The sequence below is a fragment of the Chitinophaga sp. H8 genome, from assembly GCF_040567655.1.
Taxonomy (GTDB): Bacteria; Bacteroidota; Bacteroidia; order Chitinophagales; family Chitinophagaceae; genus Chitinophaga; species Chitinophaga defluvii.
Genome location: NZ_JBEXAC010000002.1, coordinates 2244805 through 2261832, shown reverse-complemented (window position 1 = coordinate 2261832; position 17028 = coordinate 2244805). Strand labels below are relative to the sequence as shown.

The 17028-nt window shown below is 45.9% G+C and carries 19 protein-coding genes; 12 read left to right on the top strand and 7 right to left on the bottom strand.

What is annotated here, in order from left to right; all coding sequences use genetic code 11:
* Nucleotides 1–92 precede the first annotated feature (92 nt).
* Complete coding sequence (locus tag ABR189_RS23000; RefSeq protein ID WP_354662839.1) at nt 93–863, bottom strand: AMP nucleosidase; 771 nt, start codon at nt 861–863, stop codon at nt 93–95.
* Nucleotides 864–911: 48 nt separating this feature from the next.
* On the opposite strand from ABR189_RS23000, the gene ABR189_RS22995 reads away from it, so the two are divergent.
* Nucleotides 912–1352: a type I restriction enzyme HsdR N-terminal domain-containing protein gene (locus tag ABR189_RS22995; RefSeq protein ID WP_354662838.1), complete on the top strand. Its 441-nt coding sequence runs from the start codon at nt 912–914 to the stop codon at nt 1350–1352.
* 413 nt (nt 1353–1765) lie between these two features.
* Here the strand turns inward: ABR189_RS22995 and ABR189_RS22990 are convergent, their stop codons facing one another.
* The 4 genes from ABR189_RS22990 to ABR189_RS22975 all read right to left on the bottom strand — a co-directional run bounded on the left by ABR189_RS22990 (nt 1766) and on the right by ABR189_RS22975 (nt 4964).
* A complete protein-coding gene (locus ABR189_RS22990) occupies nt 1766–3187 on the bottom strand; it encodes a Glu/Leu/Phe/Val family dehydrogenase (RefSeq protein ID WP_354662837.1) in 1422 nt (473 codons plus the stop codon).
* A 36-nt stretch (nt 3188–3223) separates the two neighbouring features.
* Nucleotides 3224–3475, bottom strand: a complete 252-nt coding sequence (locus ABR189_RS22985; protein WP_354662836.1) for a CcmD family protein — start codon at nt 3473–3475, stop codon at nt 3224–3226.
* Nucleotides 3472–4134 (bottom strand): cytochrome c biogenesis protein CcsA, encoded by a 663-nt coding sequence (gene ccsA / locus ABR189_RS22980; RefSeq protein ID WP_354662835.1) that lies wholly within the window; start codon nt 4132–4134, stop codon nt 3472–3474. The genes ABR189_RS22985 and ccsA overlap by 4 nt, the downstream gene beginning before the upstream one ends.
* A 161-nt stretch (nt 4135–4295) precedes the next feature.
* On the bottom strand, nt 4296–4964 hold the full coding sequence (locus ABR189_RS22975) for a heme exporter protein CcmB (protein WP_354662834.1): 669 nt from the start codon (nt 4962–4964) through the stop codon (nt 4296–4298).
* Nucleotides 4965–5136: 172 nt separating this feature from the next.
* Between ABR189_RS22975 and accC the strand changes: the two genes are divergently transcribed.
* The 5 genes from accC to ABR189_RS22950 all read left to right on the top strand — a co-directional run bounded on the left by accC (nt 5137) and on the right by ABR189_RS22950 (nt 8656).
* Nucleotides 5137–6639 (top strand): acetyl-CoA carboxylase biotin carboxylase subunit, encoded by a 1503-nt coding sequence (gene accC, locus ABR189_RS22970; RefSeq protein ID WP_354662833.1) that lies wholly within the window; start codon nt 5137–5139, stop codon nt 6637–6639.
* A gap of 57 nt (nt 6640–6696) precedes the next feature.
* The gene (locus tag ABR189_RS22965; RefSeq protein WP_354662832.1) at nt 6697–7191 is read left to right on the top strand and encodes a GtrA family protein; all 495 of its coding nucleotides are present in this window, start codon (nt 6697–6699) and stop codon (nt 7189–7191) included.
* Nucleotides 7192–7350: 159 nt separating this feature from the next.
* Nucleotides 7351–7749, top strand: a complete 399-nt coding sequence (locus ABR189_RS22960; protein ID WP_354662831.1) for a hypothetical protein — start codon at nt 7351–7353, stop codon at nt 7747–7749.
* Between the two features lie 5 nt (nt 7750–7754).
* Complete coding sequence (locus ABR189_RS22955; RefSeq protein WP_354662830.1) at nt 7755–8207, top strand: helix-turn-helix domain-containing protein; 453 nt, start codon at nt 7755–7757, stop codon at nt 8205–8207.
* Nucleotides 8204–8656: a hypothetical protein gene (locus ABR189_RS22950; protein ID WP_354662829.1), complete on the top strand. Its 453-nt coding sequence runs from the start codon at nt 8204–8206 to the stop codon at nt 8654–8656. The genes ABR189_RS22955 and ABR189_RS22950 overlap by 4 nt, the downstream gene beginning before the upstream one ends.
* 28 nt (nt 8657–8684) lie before the next feature.
* Here ABR189_RS22950 and ABR189_RS22945 read toward each other — a convergent pair whose 3' ends face one another.
* A complete protein-coding gene (locus ABR189_RS22945) occupies nt 8685–9254 on the bottom strand; it encodes a thymidine kinase (RefSeq protein ID WP_354662828.1) in 570 nt (189 codons plus the stop codon).
* Between the two features lie 90 nt (nt 9255–9344).
* On the opposite strand from ABR189_RS22945, the gene ABR189_RS22940 reads away from it, so the two are divergent.
* Nucleotides 9345–10529: a DUF8457 domain-containing protein gene (locus tag ABR189_RS22940; RefSeq protein ID WP_354662827.1), complete on the top strand. Its 1185-nt coding sequence runs from the start codon at nt 9345–9347 to the stop codon at nt 10527–10529.
* Here ABR189_RS22940 and ABR189_RS22935 read toward each other — a convergent pair.
* Nucleotides 10499–11764, bottom strand: coding sequence for a 3-deoxy-D-manno-octulosonic acid transferase (locus tag ABR189_RS22935; protein WP_354662826.1), 1266 nt, complete (start codon nt 11762–11764; stop codon nt 10499–10501). The two genes, ABR189_RS22940 and ABR189_RS22935, sit on opposite strands and share 31 nt — an antisense overlap.
* A 105-nt stretch (nt 11765–11869) precedes the next feature.
* Here ABR189_RS22935 and ABR189_RS22930 point away from each other — a divergent pair, with 105 nt between their 5' ends.
* The 5 genes from ABR189_RS22930 (at nt 11870) to rfbC (ending at nt 16988) form a co-directional block, all read left to right on the top strand.
* On the top strand, nt 11870–12997 hold the full coding sequence (locus ABR189_RS22930; RefSeq protein ID WP_354662825.1) for a DegT/DnrJ/EryC1/StrS family aminotransferase: 1128 nt from the start codon (nt 11870–11872) through the stop codon (nt 12995–12997).
* A 6-nt stretch (nt 12998–13003) separates the two neighbouring features.
* The gene (locus ABR189_RS22925; protein WP_354662824.1) at nt 13004–14317 is read left to right on the top strand and encodes a UDP-glucose dehydrogenase family protein; all 1314 of its coding nucleotides are present in this window, start codon (nt 13004–13006) and stop codon (nt 14315–14317) included.
* Between the two features lie 19 nt (nt 14318–14336).
* Complete coding sequence (locus ABR189_RS22920; RefSeq protein WP_354662823.1) at nt 14337–15281, top strand: UDP-glucuronic acid decarboxylase family protein; 945 nt, start codon at nt 14337–14339, stop codon at nt 15279–15281.
* A 16-nt stretch (nt 15282–15297) separates the two neighbouring features.
* On the top strand, nt 15298–16353 hold the full coding sequence (gene rfbB / locus ABR189_RS22915) for a dTDP-glucose 4,6-dehydratase (protein WP_354662822.1): 1056 nt from the start codon (nt 15298–15300) through the stop codon (nt 16351–16353).
* 80 nt (nt 16354–16433) lie between these two features.
* On the top strand, nt 16434–16988 hold the full coding sequence (gene rfbC, locus ABR189_RS22910; protein WP_354662821.1) for a dTDP-4-dehydrorhamnose 3,5-epimerase: 555 nt from the start codon (nt 16434–16436) through the stop codon (nt 16986–16988).
* Nucleotides 16989–17028 lie beyond the last annotated feature (40 nt).

Genomic DNA, 17028 nt, shown 5'->3' with positions numbered 1-17028 from the left:
TTGCGGAGCCCCGGGCTGAAGATGGCCGCAGGATGTTTTCAGCCAATGGCACACATCGGCTCATTAAATAGGAAGTTGTACAAACAGCCGCTTTAAAACCGCAGGTGTTTCACGGTCTGGTGACTGTTGATCAGGTTTTTCAGGGAGTCTATCCCTATTTTCAGGTGACGGTCTACAAACTGGTTGGTTACTTTTTTGTCACTCTCTGCCGTTTTCACTCCTTCAGGCACCATCGGCTGATCGGACACCAGCAGCAGGGCACCGGTAGGTATTTTGTTGTAAAAGCCTACGGAAAAAATGGTGGCCGTTTCCATATCTACTGCCATGGCACGGATCCGTTCCAGGTATTTCTTAAACTCCACATCATGTTCCCATACCCGGCGGTTGGTGCTGTAGCAGGTGCCTGTCCAGTAATCACAGCCATATTCGCGTATACTGGTGGAGATGGCTTTCTGCAAGGCAAAGGCCGGCAACGCGGGTACTTCGGGCGGGAAATAATCGTTGGAAGTTCCCTCTCCCCGGATGGCAGCAATAGGCAGGATCAGATCACCAATACTATTCTTCTTTTTAAGCCCGCCACATTTTCCCAGGAACAACACCGCCTTCGGAGAAATGGCGCTCAGCAGGTCCATCACGGTAGCGGCGCTGGGGCTGCCCATACCAAAATTGATAATGCTGATCTCTCCGGCTGTAACACATTGCATAGGTTTGCCTACGCCTACAATTTTGACTTTGTGCCATTCTGCAAAGGAGGTCAGGTAATTACTGAAATTGGTGAGGAGGATATGGGTTCCAAAGTTTTCCAGCTTTTCGCCAGTATAGCGGGGGAGCCAGTTAGCTACTATCTCTTCTTTTGTCTTCATAGCTTTTTGACAAACGAATATAAGGTTTTTTGGCGAGCTTTGCCCCCTATGATCGCCATCACCTTCCCCGATCCGGATTTTAAAATCGTTCAGGACGCCGGCAAAGACCTCATCTTTGACCGGTTCCGCAAAAGGTATGTGGTACTCACACCGGAAGAGTGGGTAAGGCAGAATTTTATGAACTACCTGGTAAAAAACCTGGATTATCCACCTTCCCTTATCGGGATAGAAAAGGAAATATACCTGGGAGAGTTAAAAAAGCGCTGTGATATTGTGGTATACAACCGGAATACCCAGCCCTGGATGATCGTGGAATGCAAAGAAATGGGCGTACCACTTACACAAAGTACCCTGGAACAGATCACCCGGTACCACATGGTACTCCCCACCGATTACCTGGTTATCACCAATGGCCTCCATACTTATTGCTGTGTATACCGGCCGGAACAACAGCAATGGCAGTTCTTACCCGCTTTGCCAGCCTACTAGCCTGTTTAAAACATCTTAATTATCAACTACTTAGGAGATAATTTATAGGTAATCCTGCCATAGCAGCAGGTTTCCTTATAGATATCCTACCTATATCCTACCCTTTACCTACCTATAAGCTACCTATATCCTACCCTAAAAGAGGGGTAGGATATAGGTAGGATATCTACAGCTCACGGATAGGTAACCCCTGCCATGAGTCAGGGTTTCCATAGGGATGTTCCATATATGTCCCACTGTTGTCCCACTGTTGTCCCACTGTTGTTCCACCCTAAAGCGCAGTGGAACAACTATAGGATCACCATGGCTAAAGGCACTAAGAAAGGCTGTTTTAACCAGGGGCATAAAGCAGTCAGCCCCGGCATAATACCGGGGCTGACTGCCACTTGATTGATTACGTGATATAGATTAGATTATGGGAATATGCCCAGTTGTTCGTAAGCAGCGCCTACTTTATTGATGGCACATACATAGGCCGCAGTGCGCATATCATGTACATCGCTGCTGGCTACCATTACATCGCGCACTTCGTGCAGGGCCGCGTGCATGGTTTCTTCCAGGCCGGAATATACCAGGTCTACTTCATCCGCACCATGAGCAATGAACTTTCTTTCTTTTTCAGATACCTTTTTGCCGGTCAGGTCTTCGATCACGCTCATGATATGGATATTCATGTTTTCGTCGAAGCGTTTGCCCAGGCGGCCATAACGCACATGGCTGAGATTTTTCAGCCATTCGAAGTAAGACACGGTCACCCCGCCGGCGTTCAGGAACATATCCGGTACAATGATGACACCTTTTTTATTCAGGATCTCATCTGCATCCGGTGTTAACGGGCCATTGGCCGCTTCACCAATGATCTTGGCTTTTACGTTGGGAGCATTTCCTTTATGGATCACACTTTCCAGCGCGGCAGGGATAAGGATATCACATGCCAGTTCCAGTCCATCGGTATTTTTCTTCAGGTTTTGTGCACCCGGGAAGTTGACGATAGAACCGGTTTCTTTTTTGAATTTCAGCACTTCATCCGGATTGAATCCTTTTTCGTTGTAGATGGCGCCGTCCCACTCGATCAGGCAAATTACCTTAGCACCTGCTTCGTGGAAATATTTTGCAGCATGGTAACCTACGTTACCCATACCCTGAACAATCACAGTTTTGCCTTCAATACCAGGTTCCAGGCCAACGCGGGCCATGTCTTCCTTGATATTGCACAGTTCACGCAGGCCATAGAATACACCTAAGCCGGTAGCTTCTGTACGGCCTCGCACCCCACCCTGGGAAACGGGCTTACCGGTTACACAACCGTAGCCATCCACTTCTCCCGGACGGAGGCTCATATAGGTATCCAGGATCCAGCTCATTTCTCTTTCACCGGTACCATAATCCGGCGCAGGTACATCCACACCTGGTCCTATAAAATTCTTTTTCACCAGTTCCGCAGTATAACGGCGGGTAATATTCTCTAACTGGTAAGGGGTATAATTGCGGGGATTGATTTTGATACCGCCTTTAGCGCCACCAAACGGAACGTTTACGATGGCACATTTGTAGGTCATGAGGGAAGCCAGCGCCATTACTTCGTCCTGGTTTACCTCATCGCTGAAGCGGATACCACCTTTACAAGGCAGTTTGTGGTGGGAATGCTGTACGCGGTAAGCTTCAATTACTTCAATGGTATCGCCTACACGTACGGGGAATTTAATGCGGTAAACAGCGTTACAGGCTTTGATCTGCTCCAGGATACCTTTATCCCATTTTGTAAACACTGCGGCTTTGTCAAAGCTTCTTTCAACACTCTGAAAGAAGCTGTAATTCTCTTGTTCTTGCGACATAATAAACTGTTTTGGTATAATTGTTTTGGTACGATGCTATGAATTGGAATGATCCCGTTGTTCCAACTTGCTGATCTTTCGGTCCAGCCGGATGAGGTAGCCCACGATGCCGATAAAGATGATCACCAGTACCGTTACTACCACATATATTTTGTCGTTACTACGGAGAAATTCATTGATGGGTCCTTTTTCAGTATTCTGCTGCTGCGCCTGTTCCTGCGCATGGGCCAGCACTGATAAAAACATAAAAGCCAGTGTGATAAAAAAAGAATATGCCCTGTTGATCATTTAATAATATTTTTTAACTCCAGTTTTTTATACCGCACCCGCAGGTCTAAGATCCACAGGCTCAAAAGTATCCATCCTATAAAAGCAGGCCGCAGCACATTTTTGATGTTATCATCAGCATCAGCCGACTGAAAACCGGCGGTAGTAGCACTACCCGGATGCAAGGAGTCGATCATTCTGGGGATGATATAAGTAAATGGAATTAACAGTGCAAAAGCAAAAATGTTGAACACGGCCGACAATCTCGCCCGCTTATCAATATCTGAAACAGACATCCGCAATACCAGGTAAGCCAGGTAAATCAGTAATGCCACTGCTGTTAATATCTGCTTGGGATCTTCTGTAAACGTACTGCCCCAGGTATAGGTAGCCCAGGTAGTACCGGTAATAAAGCCTAATATGCCAAACAGCACGCCTACATTGGCAGCAGCGCTGGCAATGATATCTTTTTTAAGGTCGTATTTGGAAAGGTACATCAGAGAGTATACCAGGGAAATAGTAAAGAGAGTATACATGCACATCCACATAGGTACGTGGAAAAATATGCCCCGGCTAGATTGCCCATTTGTTCCTATGATAGGAATCTTCGTTGTAAATCCGGCTATAATTGTATATAAAATAATCAATACCGCTAATGCCTTCCACCAATGTTTTGCCATTTTTTAACAGCTATATATTGTGAGCAAACCTACAGGTTTTATCCCTAATCACAAAGCTTTTTAGGGATTTTAACTTTATTCAATGATAGCAAATTACATTAAAGATCCTATACATAAAAGGGCTTTTTGTTGGATGAACCGGGCAGGTAAGGGGCCGTGTTTTAATCCTTCCAGAGAAAAGGAAACAGGATCATTGCCAGGGCAATGATCAATAAGTCCAGCCCTCCCAGGAGGAAGAACATTTTGGGCAGTCCGGGCTGATACACCGTAATAAAGGCCGAACGGGAGATATTGGCCAGCAGCATCAGCAGGGGCATGATCAGCGGAAATCCCATGATAGCCATCAATGCCGCATTCTGGTTGGCCTGGGCGGCGATGGCCGCCAGCATGGTAAACAGGATAGACAAACTCACGCCTCCCAGCAACACTACACCAAAGAAATACCCCATACTGATAATAGGGTTTCCCAGGAATATCACACTGCACACCAATGCAATCACACTCATGAGCGACATGAGCAGGATATTATAAATCAGCTTGGCTGCTATGAAGCAACGCGGATGTACCAACGAATAAAAATTGAGCAACCGCCCCCTGTTTTCCTGCAAAAAACTCTTGGCTACCGCATTTACGCACACAAAAAGCAGGATCACCCAGAACATGGCATTCCACATCTTCTCCTCCGGCCGGTCAATCATCAGGTTAATCACAAATACCGTGGAAACAATGTACAGCAATACCCCATAAAATGCATATTTCTGGCGTAATTCCAGTACCAGGTCTTTCTTCACCAGGGTCAGTGTTTGCTGTATCGGATTGAATTGTTTCATATTGCGGGGGCAAGATACGGAAATTAGCGGTTAGCTATTAGCCATCGAAGCGGAACATAAATGCATTAAACAACAAAACATAATAGCCAAGCACTAACAGCTAAAAGAATAAACAACAAAACACAATAGCTAAAAGCTAACTGCTAAAAGCTAAAAGCTTATCTTAGCTCCCATGAAAAAAATCCTGGTTGCCAATCGTGGTGAAATAGCCTTACGGGTGATGCGTTCTGCCCGCGAAATGGGTATTCAAACAGTAGCTGTTTATTCTGAAGCCGACCGTACGATGCCTTTTGTACAATATGCCGATGAAGCCGTTTGTATAGGGCCTGCACCTTCTAATCAGTCTTATTTGCTGGGCGACAAGATCATCGCGACTGCCCTGCAAATGGGTGCTGATGCGATTCATCCGGGATATGGTTTTTTAAGTGAAAACGCCGGTTTTGCCCGGCAGGTAGCTGCGGCAGGACTTACCTTTATCGGCCCTGATGCCAATTCCATCGAAGTAATGGGTAGCAAGCTGGCCGCCAAACAGGCAGCCCAGCAATTTGGCGTACCGATGGTGCCCGGCACGGAAACGCCCTTACGCAGTGTGGAAGAGGCCCGGGAAGTGGTTAAAAAAACAGGCTTCCCTATTCTCATCAAAGCCTCTGCCGGTGGTGGTGGTAAAGGGATGCGGATCGTTAATTCCGAAAGTGAACTGGACGAACAGATAGGCATGGCTAAACGCGAAGCCATGAGCGCCTTTGGAGATGATGCCGTATTTATCGAAAAATATGTGACCGCCCCCCGCCATATTGAAATACAGATCCTGGGCGACCAGCACGGTAATTATGTATATCTTTTTGAACGGGAATGCTCTATTCAACGCCGTCACCAGAAGCTGATAGAAGAAGCGCCCTCCTCCGTGCTCACCCCCAATATCCGGGAAGCGATGGGCAAATGTGCACTGGATGTGGCACGGGCCTGCAACTACTACGGTGCTGGTACCGTTGAGTTCCTGGTAGATGAACAACTGAACTTCTATTTCCTCGAAATGAATACCCGCCTGCAGGTAGAACATCCCGTAACGGAAATGATCACCGGGCTGGATCTGGTGAAGGAACAGATCAAAATTGCCCGGGGCGAAACCCTTTCTTTTACACAGGAAAGCCTGCATATCAACGGGCATGCCATCGAACTGAGAGTCTGTACAGAAGATCCTACCAATAATTTCCTGCCCGATACCGGCAAACTGGAAACCTACATCCGCCCGCAAGGATATGGTATCCGGGTAGACGACGGCTACGAACAAGGTATGGATATTCCTATCTATTATGATCCGATGATCGCCAAACTGATTGCCTGGGGCAATAACCGGGAAGAAGCACGGGAAAGATTACTGCGGGCGATTGCAGAATACCAGGTGAAAGGCATCCATACCACCCTCGCCTTTGGCGCATGGGCTTTACAACAACCGGCTTTCATTGAAGGGAAATTTGACACTAACTTTATAGCCAGATACTTTACGCCCCAATCCTTACAGGAATACCGGGAAGACGCTACACAGCTGGCGGCTATTCTGGCCACTCAGATATGGCAGGCCAATGCAAAGGCTACACAAAATGCACAGCATAACGGCGCCGGTACCACTGCATCCGCTCCTTCTAAATGGCAAAAACGTAAAACGTTAAGATAAAGCAAAGACAACGGAAGGGAAACATAAAACGGCTACCTTTGCGGACGATTTTTTAGCATGAGGACTTTCATTCTTCAGATTATTGATTTCTTTTATAAACCGTTTGCCAGGGTAATGCCCCTGCAAACCTTCCGCTACCTGGCTTGCGGAGGCGGTAATACCATGCTGGATATCTTCCTCTATTTTATATGCTATAATTTCATTCTGCAAAAACAAATGGTACACCTGCCTTTTGTAGAAATGACCCCGCATATTGCCGCCCTGTTCATGTCATTAGCAGTCACCTTCCCTACCGGCTTTCTGCTCAGCAAATACATCGTTTTTTCAGAATCCAACCTCCGCGGAAGGATTCAGCTGATCCGGTATTTTCTGCTCGTAGGGGTATGTATTATACTCAATTACGTGTTTATGAAGCTGTTTGTAGATCATTTCCACTTCTATCCTACCATTGGCAAAATATGTACTACCGCCATTGTAGTATGCTTCAGCTACCTCACCCAAAAGAAATTCACCTTCAAAGTTAAGCAGGTAGAAACGTTGAAGAAAAACTGAGTTTTTTTAGTAGAAAAACTGTAAGTTTGTGCTTAACTTATAAGTTAAGTGAAGGCTACGTTTGTTGTAATAAGCTCTTTAAGCACCCCACTAGTCCGGTTTTATAGTATAAAGCTGGGAAGTCGTACGGTGTCCGAGTTTTACAATTTTCAGGAAAGCATGAGCCTTGAGGATAAAAATAAGCAGGAATTAGGTGAAATAAACAGTTATATTAAAGAGATTGCCACAAAATATGGTGCACAGGAATGGTGTTTCCGTTCTGAAGATAGTGCCGAAGCCTTGCCACCAAAGACACCAAGATTTATTGAAGTAAATGTACAGGATGATTATGGGATACGGCTGTATTGCATTCGTTTAGGACCAGGAATTGTTGTATTGTTAAATGGCAACAGAAAAACAACTCAAAAAGTAAATGATTGTCCTTTATGTAGCCCTCACTTTAAAATAGCCAGGCGTCTCTCAACAAAAATCAATTATGCAATAGCTGAACAACAAATTGCACTTAATCATATCTCTAACGAGATAACAATAGAAGATGATTTTGAACTTTCTATATAAATAACATGGCTAAGAAACGTATTACAGCAACAGAAGAGGTTCCCGTATTTCATGAAATACTGGCAGGCACTCCTGATGAAAGTAAGCTTTTTGTATCATTGGCAATGGCTATACAGGCACGTATACATGAGATGCTTGCACAAAGAGGTTGGCAACAGAAAGATCTTGCAGAGAAAATGCATAAAAGTGAAGCAGAGATTTCCAAGCTCCTGTCCGGAACTCATAATCACACCATCCGCTCCCTGGCTAAACTACATGCTGCATTTGGAGCACCTGTTATAAACACTAGCTCAAACGGGCAAAAAAATGAGCAACAAACTACCGTAACTTATATACAAAAGCATCCTGCTTACTCAACAAAAATATATAAACCTGTCGCAGCTTTATCAAAAGCACGTACTTCTCCTAAAGTCATTTATATGAATAATGATCCGGGAGACAAAATAACAGCAGTATGAACAAGCATTCAAAAGTAGATGCAGCCAAGATATCACTGCTTGATATTATCACTTTAAAAGGAAGTATTGATCTTGCTGATGAAACTATGGCAATTGTCAAACCAGCAGGATATAGTTTTGAATTTAAAACGGATAGTCATATCCAACCTGATGATAAATTAATCCGGTTCTACCTGCATTCCAGCATTAAGTGCTTTAACGAGACGGAACAACTAAACGGTGTTACCGCGGATTATACCCTTGAATTTATCTTCGAAGTCAGTAATCTATTAGAATTCATTATGTTAGACGATGTAAAACAAACTATCAAAGTAGATAACCAATTAGGGGTTACCATTGCAAGCATTGCCTATTCCACTGCCCGGGGAGTTATTTTTGACAAAACACAAGGCACGCCTTTAGATGGGGTAATACTCCCTGTTATCAATCCATTGAATCTGATTAAATAATCCACTCCCTGAAGAAAACTAACCACCATCACGGTTCTTCATAATAACAGTGCCTGCACCTGGGTTCATACACATCCCTTTCGCCCAGCAGTACGGTATCTTGTGCCGCTGATTTCCGGAAAGAGTAATTGGCGATATTCCCGCATTTTACGCAAATGGCATGTAGTTTTGTGATATAGTCGGCTTTAGCCAGCAAAAAGGGCATCTGCCCAAAGGGCTTGCCCTGGAAGTCCATATCCAGCCCTGCTATAATGACCCTTATCCCTCTTAACGCCAGCTGATCGCATACATTGGGTAATTCTGCATCAAAAAACTGGGCCTCATCAATCCCCACTACATCCACCTCCTGTGCCAGCAACAAGATTTGCTGGGAGTTTTCCAATGGGGTGGATATAATCCTGTTTTCGTCATGTGAAACAATATTATGCTCATCATACCGGGTGTCTACCCCGGGTTTGAAGATCTCCACTTTCAGGTTGGCAATCCTCGCACGCTTTAGTCTGCGGATCAGTTCTTCTGTTTTACCAGAGAACATAGCACCACAGATCACCTCTATCCAGCCCCGCCGTCCTCCTGCAAGAGAAGGTTCAATAAACATATTATAGTATTTTGATTATTAAATGGTTAAAAAAGTCTTACTTTTATGCAAGTAAAATAATTTCTCTCACAAAGCGTTAACAATTAAGGCATGGAGAAAATAAATGCATTAATTGAAAAATTACAGGAATTAAAGAATTCCAACGCCGGGCTGCAAACCATATCGTACTATGTACAGTTATTGCAGGCCGAGGTGTTACATACCCGTAACGCACAGCTTCAGCAGAAAAATACACAAACAAATATAGCGGTAATTCTGCCGTCCGACAGGATGGCGGCTCATAATACTTTACCTCCATCTGAAGTACCGGCTCCTGTAGCGCAAGCTGCGGCCCCTGCACCTCCTGTGGCAGAACATGTACCCGCACCGGCTGCGCCTGTTGCGCCGGAAAATATCCCGGCGCCAGCCATGCCCGCTCCGGCGGCAAGCGCGGACAATATTCCCGCTCCTCCTCCGGCCGCTCAACAGCCTAAAGAGGAAGCAAAGCCGGTTATACTACATATACCCAAACTGGTAGCGGCATATACCCCACCAGTTATAAAACATCCGCCTCCGCCAGCACCGGAAGCACCTGTACATACAACACCAACGCCTGCCGCGGAAGCAGCTGTGCCTACACCTGAGCCCCCGGCACCGGAAGCGCCTGTACATACAGCACCGGCGCCAGCAGCAGCTGTGCCCACACCTGCCCAGGTACCTCCGCCAGCGGAACACATACCGGCGGCTACTTATACACCACCTGCGGCAGCAGTGCCTGCAGCTAACCATACAGTGCCAACGGCTCCTCCAGTGGCGGTACCAGCACCGGCGGCCACCGCCCAGCCAGCACCTCAGGTACCCAAACCTACGCCTGCTACCCTTTTTGATACTACCGCTGCTCCTGCCCATCACAATGGACATCGCCAGGAACAACCTGCCGAAAACCACAATATCCGTAAAGAGTTAAACGAACTGGTAGGACAAACCCAATCCGGTACCTCCCTGAACGAACGCCTGAGAACTGCAAATGTGGAAGTAGCGGAAAAACTGCGGGAAATGGGAGTAAAAGACCTGCGCGACGCGATCGGTATTAATGACAAGTTCCAGTTTATCCAGGAACTGTTCCGTGGCGACCGCGACATGTACGACCGCTCCGTTAAAACCATCAATGAATGTACTTCTCTGCAGGAAGCTGAATATTGGATACAGCGGGAACTAAAGATCTACCAGGGCTGGCAGGATGAGGATACTCTGGTTAAACATTTCTATTCCCTGGTTAAAAAACGCTTTTCCTGAATAAAGGCCAGTATTTTACTGGTAGCCCCTTTATTATCCATCACATATTTACCAGCAATATCGCCGGCCTCCCGGCATACGTCCGCTTCATGCAGCAACCGTTGCAACTGCTGCTCCAGCTCCGCTTCCGTATGTACGGTAAAGGCACCGCCCAGATCCAATAGTTCCTGTGCTTCCGGAAATTTATCGAAGATAGGCCCGAATACCACCGGCTTGCTATAGGTAGCCGGTTCGAGAATATTATGGATCCCTTCCCGGTCAAACCCACCGCCTACATAAGTTACGGTAGCATACCGGTACAGCGCTGAAAGCATCCCCACATTATCCACAATCAATACCGCTTTATCGGCGGCTGGCAATATACCAGCGGCCAGTTCCGTATATCTTACAGCGCCGGGAAACAGCGTCATGATCGTCTGAATATGTGCCTCATGTATTTCATGGGGGGCAATGATCAACCGGCAGTTCCGCTGTTGCTGCTGCCACCAGGCGGCCAGCAGCTTTTCATCTGCTTCCCAGGTACTGCCGGCTACCAATACCTGCTGATGGCCGCAGAAGGTAGTTACCAGCGGGATATCCACAATTTCCTGCTGTAAGGCCCATACCCGGTCAAAACGGGTATCCCCCGCCATCGTTACCTGCCGGATATTGATCTCCTCCAGGTATTGCCGGGATACCTGATTCTGCACAAAAATGTGGGTCAGCTGCTGCAGCAGTTGCCGGAACATCCCTCCCCATGGCTTAAAGAAAGGCTGGCTTTTCCGGAAAATCCCTGAAATAAGTAAAGTAGGTATCTGACGCGCATGTAATGCTGTCAGAAAATGATACCAGAACTCATATTTGATAAAGATGGCCAGTTGCGGGCGCACAATATTTAAGAATTCCTGTGCATTCCGGCGGGTATCCAACGGTAAATAATAAACGTAATCGGCATTTTTATAGCCCTTTCTCACCTCGTAGCCGGAGGGGGAAAAGAAAGTTAACAAAATTTTATAATGGGGATATTGCTGGCGGATAGCTTCCAATACGGGCCTTCCCTGCTCAAATTCGCCCAGAGAAGCAGCATGGATCCATACTACCGGCGCGTTCCCCAGGTTGGCCGCACGCAGGTGGTCCAACAGGCCTTTACGCCCTGCCAGCCAGCGTCTGGCTTTCTCATTACCAGTCCCTGCCGCGAGCAGTACGGCCGCTTTGTACAACTGTATCACGCCATTATAAATCCCTGTAGCTATCATCCGGTTACGTACTTTTACTCAATTTTCGTTGTGGAGCAAAGATAATCCACACCCAACGTCATTTTTTGTAAATTTGCACACTTTTAATCAAAATATTGATCCTACATGGTGCCTATTCAAATGGTGGATTTAAAACGCCAGTATGCCAAGATAAAACCGCAGGTAGACGCTGCTATTCTGGATGTGCTTGAGAGTACTGCTTTTATCAATGGCGGCCCGGTGCAGTCATTTGCACAAGAGCTGCAACAATATCTGGGTGTGAAGCATGTAATTCCATGTGCCAATGGTACCGATGCCCTGCAAATAGCGCTGATGGCATTAGGCCTGCAACCCGGAGATGAAATCATTACCCCTTCCTTTACTTTTATAGCTACTGCCGAAGTAATTGCCATGCTGCAATTAAAACCGGTATTTGTGGATGTAAACCCGCAAACGTTTTGTCTGGATGTGGCACAGGTAGAAAAAGCGATCACCTCCAGGACCAAAGCTATCGTACCCGTACATCTGTACGGCCACAGCACTGATATGGAACCCCTGATGGCTATCGCAGCGCAGCACGGTATCTATGTGATAGAAGATAATGCACAGGCAATAGGAGGCACTTACACCTATAAAGACGGCACGGTGAAAAAAAACGGGGCCATGGGGCATATTGGCTGTACCTCCTTTTTCCCGTCCAAAAACCTGGGATGCTATGGTGATGGTGGGGCTATCTTCACCAATGATGATGCGCTGGCCAATCAGCTCAAAATGGTAGCTAATCATGGCCAGTCGGCCCGTTACTACCATGATGTGGTAGGTTGTAACTCCCGGCTGGATACGGTGCAGGCAGCGATATTACGTATCAAGCTTCCGCTGCTGGATGAATATATCAAGGCCCGCCGTGCGGTAGCAGATGCCTATGATGCCGGATTTGCCGGTATCCCGCAGATCACCACGCCGTACCGTGCTCCTTACAGTTATCATGTATTTCACCAATATACCCTGCAATTAAATGGTATTGACAGAAATGCCTTGCAACAATACCTGCAGGAAAAACAGGTGCCCGCCATGATCTATTATCCTGTGCCGGCGCACCAGCAAAAAATGTTTGCCAACTTTGGAGGGGCCGCATTCCATTTACCGAATACGGATGCACTCACGACTAAAGTCATCTCTTTACCAATACACACTGAAATGGATCGTGATCAGCTGGATCACATTATTGCTTCTGTTAAATCTTTTATAAAATAATCCCCCATGAAAATTACAGTTGTAGGCACCGGTTACGTAGGACTGGTTACCGGCACTTGCTTTGCCGAAACAGGTAATGAAGTTACCTGTGTAGATATTGATGTAAATAAAGTCAATAAACTATCCAATGGCCAGGTCACTATTTACGAACCGGGTCTGGAAAAATTATTTGAACGGAACCTCAAAGAAGGTCGTTTGCATTTTACCACCAATCTGGCAGAAGGTATCAAAGATGCCCAGGTGATCTTCCTGGCACTGCCTACACCTCCTGGTGCCGATGGCGCTGCTGACCTCTCTTTTGTACTGAAAGTGGCGGAACAGCTGGGTAAAATAATGACGGATTACAAAGTAATTGTAGATAAAAGCACCGTTCCCGTAGGCACTGCCGATAAGGTACGGGCCGCCATTGCGCAAAACTGCAAAACTGAATTTGATGTGGTATCTAACCCCGAGTTCCTCAGGGAAGGGGTGGCCGTAGATGATTTCATGAAGCCCGACCGCGTAGTGATTGGTACAGGCTCTGAAAGGGCGCGTAAAGTAATGGGAGAATTATATGCACCCTATGTAAGGCAGGGTAACCCTATTCTTTACATGGATGAAAAATCAGCAGAGCTGACCAAGTATGCGGCCAACTCTTTCCTGGCTACCAAAATTTCGTTCATGAATGAGATCGCCATTTTATGTGAGAAATTAGGCGCCGATGTGGATATGGTACGCCGGGGTATTGGTAGTGATGACCGTATTGGAAAAAGGTTCCTGTTCCCGGGCATTGGTTATGGTGGCAGCTGTTTTCCTAAAGATGTACAGGCATTGGTGAAATCTTCTGCGGATGCAGCCTATGATTTTAAGATCCTGAATGCAGTAATGGATGTGAATGAAAAACAGAAACTGTTCCTGCTGCCTAAAATAAAATCGTACTTTAAAGATGGATTAAAAGGCAAACACTTCGCCCTGTGGGGACTGGCCTTTAAACCTAATACAGATGATATCCGCGAAGCACCGGCGTTGTATATCATCGATGCTTTAGTTGCAGAAGGGGCTACCGTAAGTGTTTTTGATCCGGAAGCCATGGCGCCCGTTCGCCAGGTAGTAGGCGATAAAGTAACTTATGCAGAGCATCAGTATACCTGCCTGGATAATGCAGACGCGCTGATCATCGCTACAGAATGGAGCGTGTTCAGAACACCTGATTTCGATAAAATTGCCCATACGTTAAAGAACAAAGCTATTTTTGATGGCAGAAACCTCTTTGAAGTAGAACGTATGCAGGAACTAGGATTTCATTACGAAAGCGTAGGCCGTACTGCATCTAAATTATAAACCCTTCACCTTACAGATTATGGAAAAGAAACGCGTTTTAATAGCTGGTGCAGCCGGGTTCCTGGGATCCCACCTTTGCGACCGCTTTATAAAAGAAGGTTATCATGTAATTGGTATGGATAACCTGCTTACCGGCAATATCAAGAATATAGAACACCTGTTCCCGTCGCCCGACTTTGAATACTATCATCATGATGTAACCAAGTTTGTGCACGTACCAGGCAAACTGGATTATATCCTGCACTTTGCCTCTCCTGCAAGTCCGATCGACTACCTGAAGATGCCTATTCAAACCTTAAAAGTAGGCTCACTGGGTACACACAATCTGCTGGGACTGGCCAAAGAAAAGAATGCACGCATCCTGGTAGCTTCTACCTCTGAAGTATATGGTGATCCTAACGTACATCCGCAACCGGAAGAATATTGGGGTAATGTGAACCCTGTAGGGCCACGTGGCGTGTATGATGAAGCCAAACGCTTTATGGAATCCATAACGATGGCTTACCACAATTTCCATGGAGTAGAAACCCGTATCATCCGCATATTCAACACCTATGGTCCACGTATGCGCCTGGATGATGGCCGTGCACTGCCTGCGTTTATGGGTCAGGCATTAACCGGTCAGGATCTCACCGTTTTTGGTGACGGCTCTCAAACCCGGTCCTTTTGCTATGTAGATGACCTGGTAGAAGGTATCTACCGTCTGTTACTCAGCGATTACCACCTGCCTGTAAATATTGGTAACCCGGCAGAAATTACCCTCCTGCAGTTTGCAGAAGAGATCATTGCACTGACCGGTACCAAACAAAAAATTATTTACCAGCCTTTGCCTAAGGACGATCCGAAACAAAGGAAGCCAGATATTACCAAGGCTAAACAGCTATTAGGCTGGGAGCCAAAAGTAGGCAGGGCCGAAGGTTTGAAGATCACTTATGAATATTTCAAACAGGCTTTACATAAATAAAATACTATCCGCTATTATGAAACGTAAAATACTGATTACCGGTGGTGCAGGCTTTATAGGCTCTCATGTGGTGCGGTTATTTGTAAATAAATATCCGGAATACCAGGTGATTAACCTGGATGCACTTACCTATGCCGGTAATCTTGAAAACCTGCTGGATGTAAAAGATAAACCTAACTATACCTTTGAAAAAGGAGATATTACGGATGAAGCTTTTATAGACCAGCTGTTTGAACAATATCAGTTCGACGGTGTGATCCACCTGGCGGCAGAAAGCCATGTAGACCGCTCTATCATGGACCCGCTGGCATTTATCAAAACCAATGTGCTGGGCACAGCGGTGTTACTGAATGCCTGCAAAAGACTATGGAAGGATAATACAGAAGGGAAACGGTTCTATCATGTATCTACGGATGAAGTGTATGGATCATTGGGAGAAGAAGGTTTATTTACGGAAAAAACAGCGTATGATCCCCGCTCTCCTTACTCTGCTTCCAAAGCCAGTTCTGATCATTTTGTAATGGCGTACTATCATACGTACCATCTGCCAGTGGTCATGTCTAATTGCTCCAACAATTATGGCTCCCATCACTTCCCTGAAAAACTGATACCACTCGCGATTTATAATATCAGGAATAATAAACCCGTACCGGTATACGGCAAAGGGGAAAACATACGCGACTGGCTATGGGTAGACGATCATGCCCGGGCTATCGATACCATATTTCACCAGGGACGCACCGGAGAAACCTACAATATCGGTGGCATCAATGAATGGAAAAACATTGACCTGATCCGGTTGTTATGTACCATCATGGATAAAAAACTGGGCCGTACACCAGGCACCTCCGCACAACTGATCACCTTCGTGAAAGACCGTGCCGGACACGACCTCCGCTATGCTATTGATGCTACCAAACTCAATCAGGAACTGGGCTGGCAACCTTCCCTTCAATTTGAAGAAGGACTGGAAAAAACAGTAGACTGGTACCTGGCCAATGAAGAATGGCTGCAACATGTTACCAGCGGAGCTTATCAGCATTATTACGAACAACAATATCAAACAAGATAGCTATTTTAAGCTGTTAGCTTTTAGCCGTTAGCTGAATGCAGCGGATAAAAGCTAATAGCTAATAGCTAAAAGCTAGAAAGATGCCTTTTACACCTACAGGAATTGCAGGATTATTGATTTATGAGCCAAAGGTCTTAACGGATGCCCGTGGATACTTTTTTGAAAGTTATAATGCACAAACTTTTCAACAGGAAGGATTAAGTTTTCCTTTTGTACAGGACAACCAGGCAAGGTCTACTTATGGCGTATTACGTGGGCTGCATTATCAGTTGGAGCCTTATGCGCAAACCAAACTGATCAGGGTACTCGAAGGCAGCATTATAGATGTAGTGGTAGATATCCGCAAAGGCTCTCCTACCTATGGCCAGTCTTATGAAATTGAGCTGAGTGCTGCCAATAAGTTGCAGTTGCTTGTGCCCAAAGGATTTGCACATGGCTATGCCGTGATCAGTGAAACCGCCGAAGTAATGTATAAATGTGATGCTTTTTATAATAAAGCCTGCGAAGGAGGTATCATTTATAATGATCCTGCCTTGCAGATCAACTGGGGTATTGACCTCAAAGATGCTATTATCTCTGAAAAAGATCAGACATTGCCTACTTTGGAAAATGCTGCAAATAATTTTACCTACTAAAAGACAGGCAGCCGTCAATGCGGATAGCTGATTAAAACAT

What these genes read in the sequence shown, in the direction of transcription:
- ABR189_RS23000 (WP_354662839.1), bottom strand. Translation starts at nt 863, where the DNA reads ATGAAGACAAAAGAAGAGATAGTAGCTAACTGGCTCCCCCGCTATACT.
- ABR189_RS22995 (WP_354662838.1), top strand. Translation starts at nt 912, where the DNA reads ATGATCGCCATCACCTTCCCCGATCCGGATTTTAAAATCGTTCAGGAC.
- ABR189_RS22990 (WP_354662837.1), bottom strand. Translation starts at nt 3,187, where the DNA reads ATGTCGCAAGAACAAGAGAATTACAGCTTCTTTCAGAGTGTTGAAAGA.
- ABR189_RS22985 (WP_354662836.1), bottom strand. Translation starts at nt 3,475, where the DNA reads ATGATCAACAGGGCATATTCTTTTTTTATCACACTGGCTTTTATGTTT.
- ccsA (WP_354662835.1), bottom strand. Translation starts at nt 4,134, where the DNA reads ATGGCAAAACATTGGTGGAAGGCATTAGCGGTATTGATTATTTTATAT.
- ABR189_RS22975 (WP_354662834.1), bottom strand. Translation starts at nt 4,964, where the DNA reads ATGAAACAATTCAATCCGATACAGCAAACACTGACCCTGGTGAAGAAA.
- accC (WP_354662833.1), top strand. Translation starts at nt 5,137, where the DNA reads ATGAAAAAAATCCTGGTTGCCAATCGTGGTGAAATAGCCTTACGGGTG.
- ABR189_RS22965 (WP_354662832.1), top strand. Translation starts at nt 6,697, where the DNA reads ATGAGGACTTTCATTCTTCAGATTATTGATTTCTTTTATAAACCGTTT.
- ABR189_RS22960 (WP_354662831.1), top strand. Translation starts at nt 7,351, where the DNA reads ATGAGCCTTGAGGATAAAAATAAGCAGGAATTAGGTGAAATAAACAGT.
- ABR189_RS22955 (WP_354662830.1), top strand. Translation starts at nt 7,755, where the DNA reads ATGGCTAAGAAACGTATTACAGCAACAGAAGAGGTTCCCGTATTTCAT.
- ABR189_RS22950 (WP_354662829.1), top strand. Translation starts at nt 8,204, where the DNA reads ATGAACAAGCATTCAAAAGTAGATGCAGCCAAGATATCACTGCTTGAT.
- ABR189_RS22945 (WP_354662828.1), bottom strand. Translation starts at nt 9,254, where the DNA reads ATGTTTATTGAACCTTCTCTTGCAGGAGGACGGCGGGGCTGGATAGAG.
- ABR189_RS22940 (WP_354662827.1), top strand. Translation starts at nt 9,345, where the DNA reads ATGGAGAAAATAAATGCATTAATTGAAAAATTACAGGAATTAAAGAAT.
- ABR189_RS22935 (WP_354662826.1), bottom strand. Translation starts at nt 11,764, where the DNA reads ATGATAGCTACAGGGATTTATAATGGCGTGATACAGTTGTACAAAGCG.
- ABR189_RS22930 (WP_354662825.1), top strand. Translation starts at nt 11,870, where the DNA reads ATGGTGCCTATTCAAATGGTGGATTTAAAACGCCAGTATGCCAAGATA.
- ABR189_RS22925 (WP_354662824.1), top strand. Translation starts at nt 13,004, where the DNA reads ATGAAAATTACAGTTGTAGGCACCGGTTACGTAGGACTGGTTACCGGC.
- ABR189_RS22920 (WP_354662823.1), top strand. Translation starts at nt 14,337, where the DNA reads ATGGAAAAGAAACGCGTTTTAATAGCTGGTGCAGCCGGGTTCCTGGGA.
- rfbB (WP_354662822.1), top strand. Translation starts at nt 15,298, where the DNA reads ATGAAACGTAAAATACTGATTACCGGTGGTGCAGGCTTTATAGGCTCT.
- rfbC (WP_354662821.1), top strand. Translation starts at nt 16,434, where the DNA reads ATGCCTTTTACACCTACAGGAATTGCAGGATTATTGATTTATGAGCCA.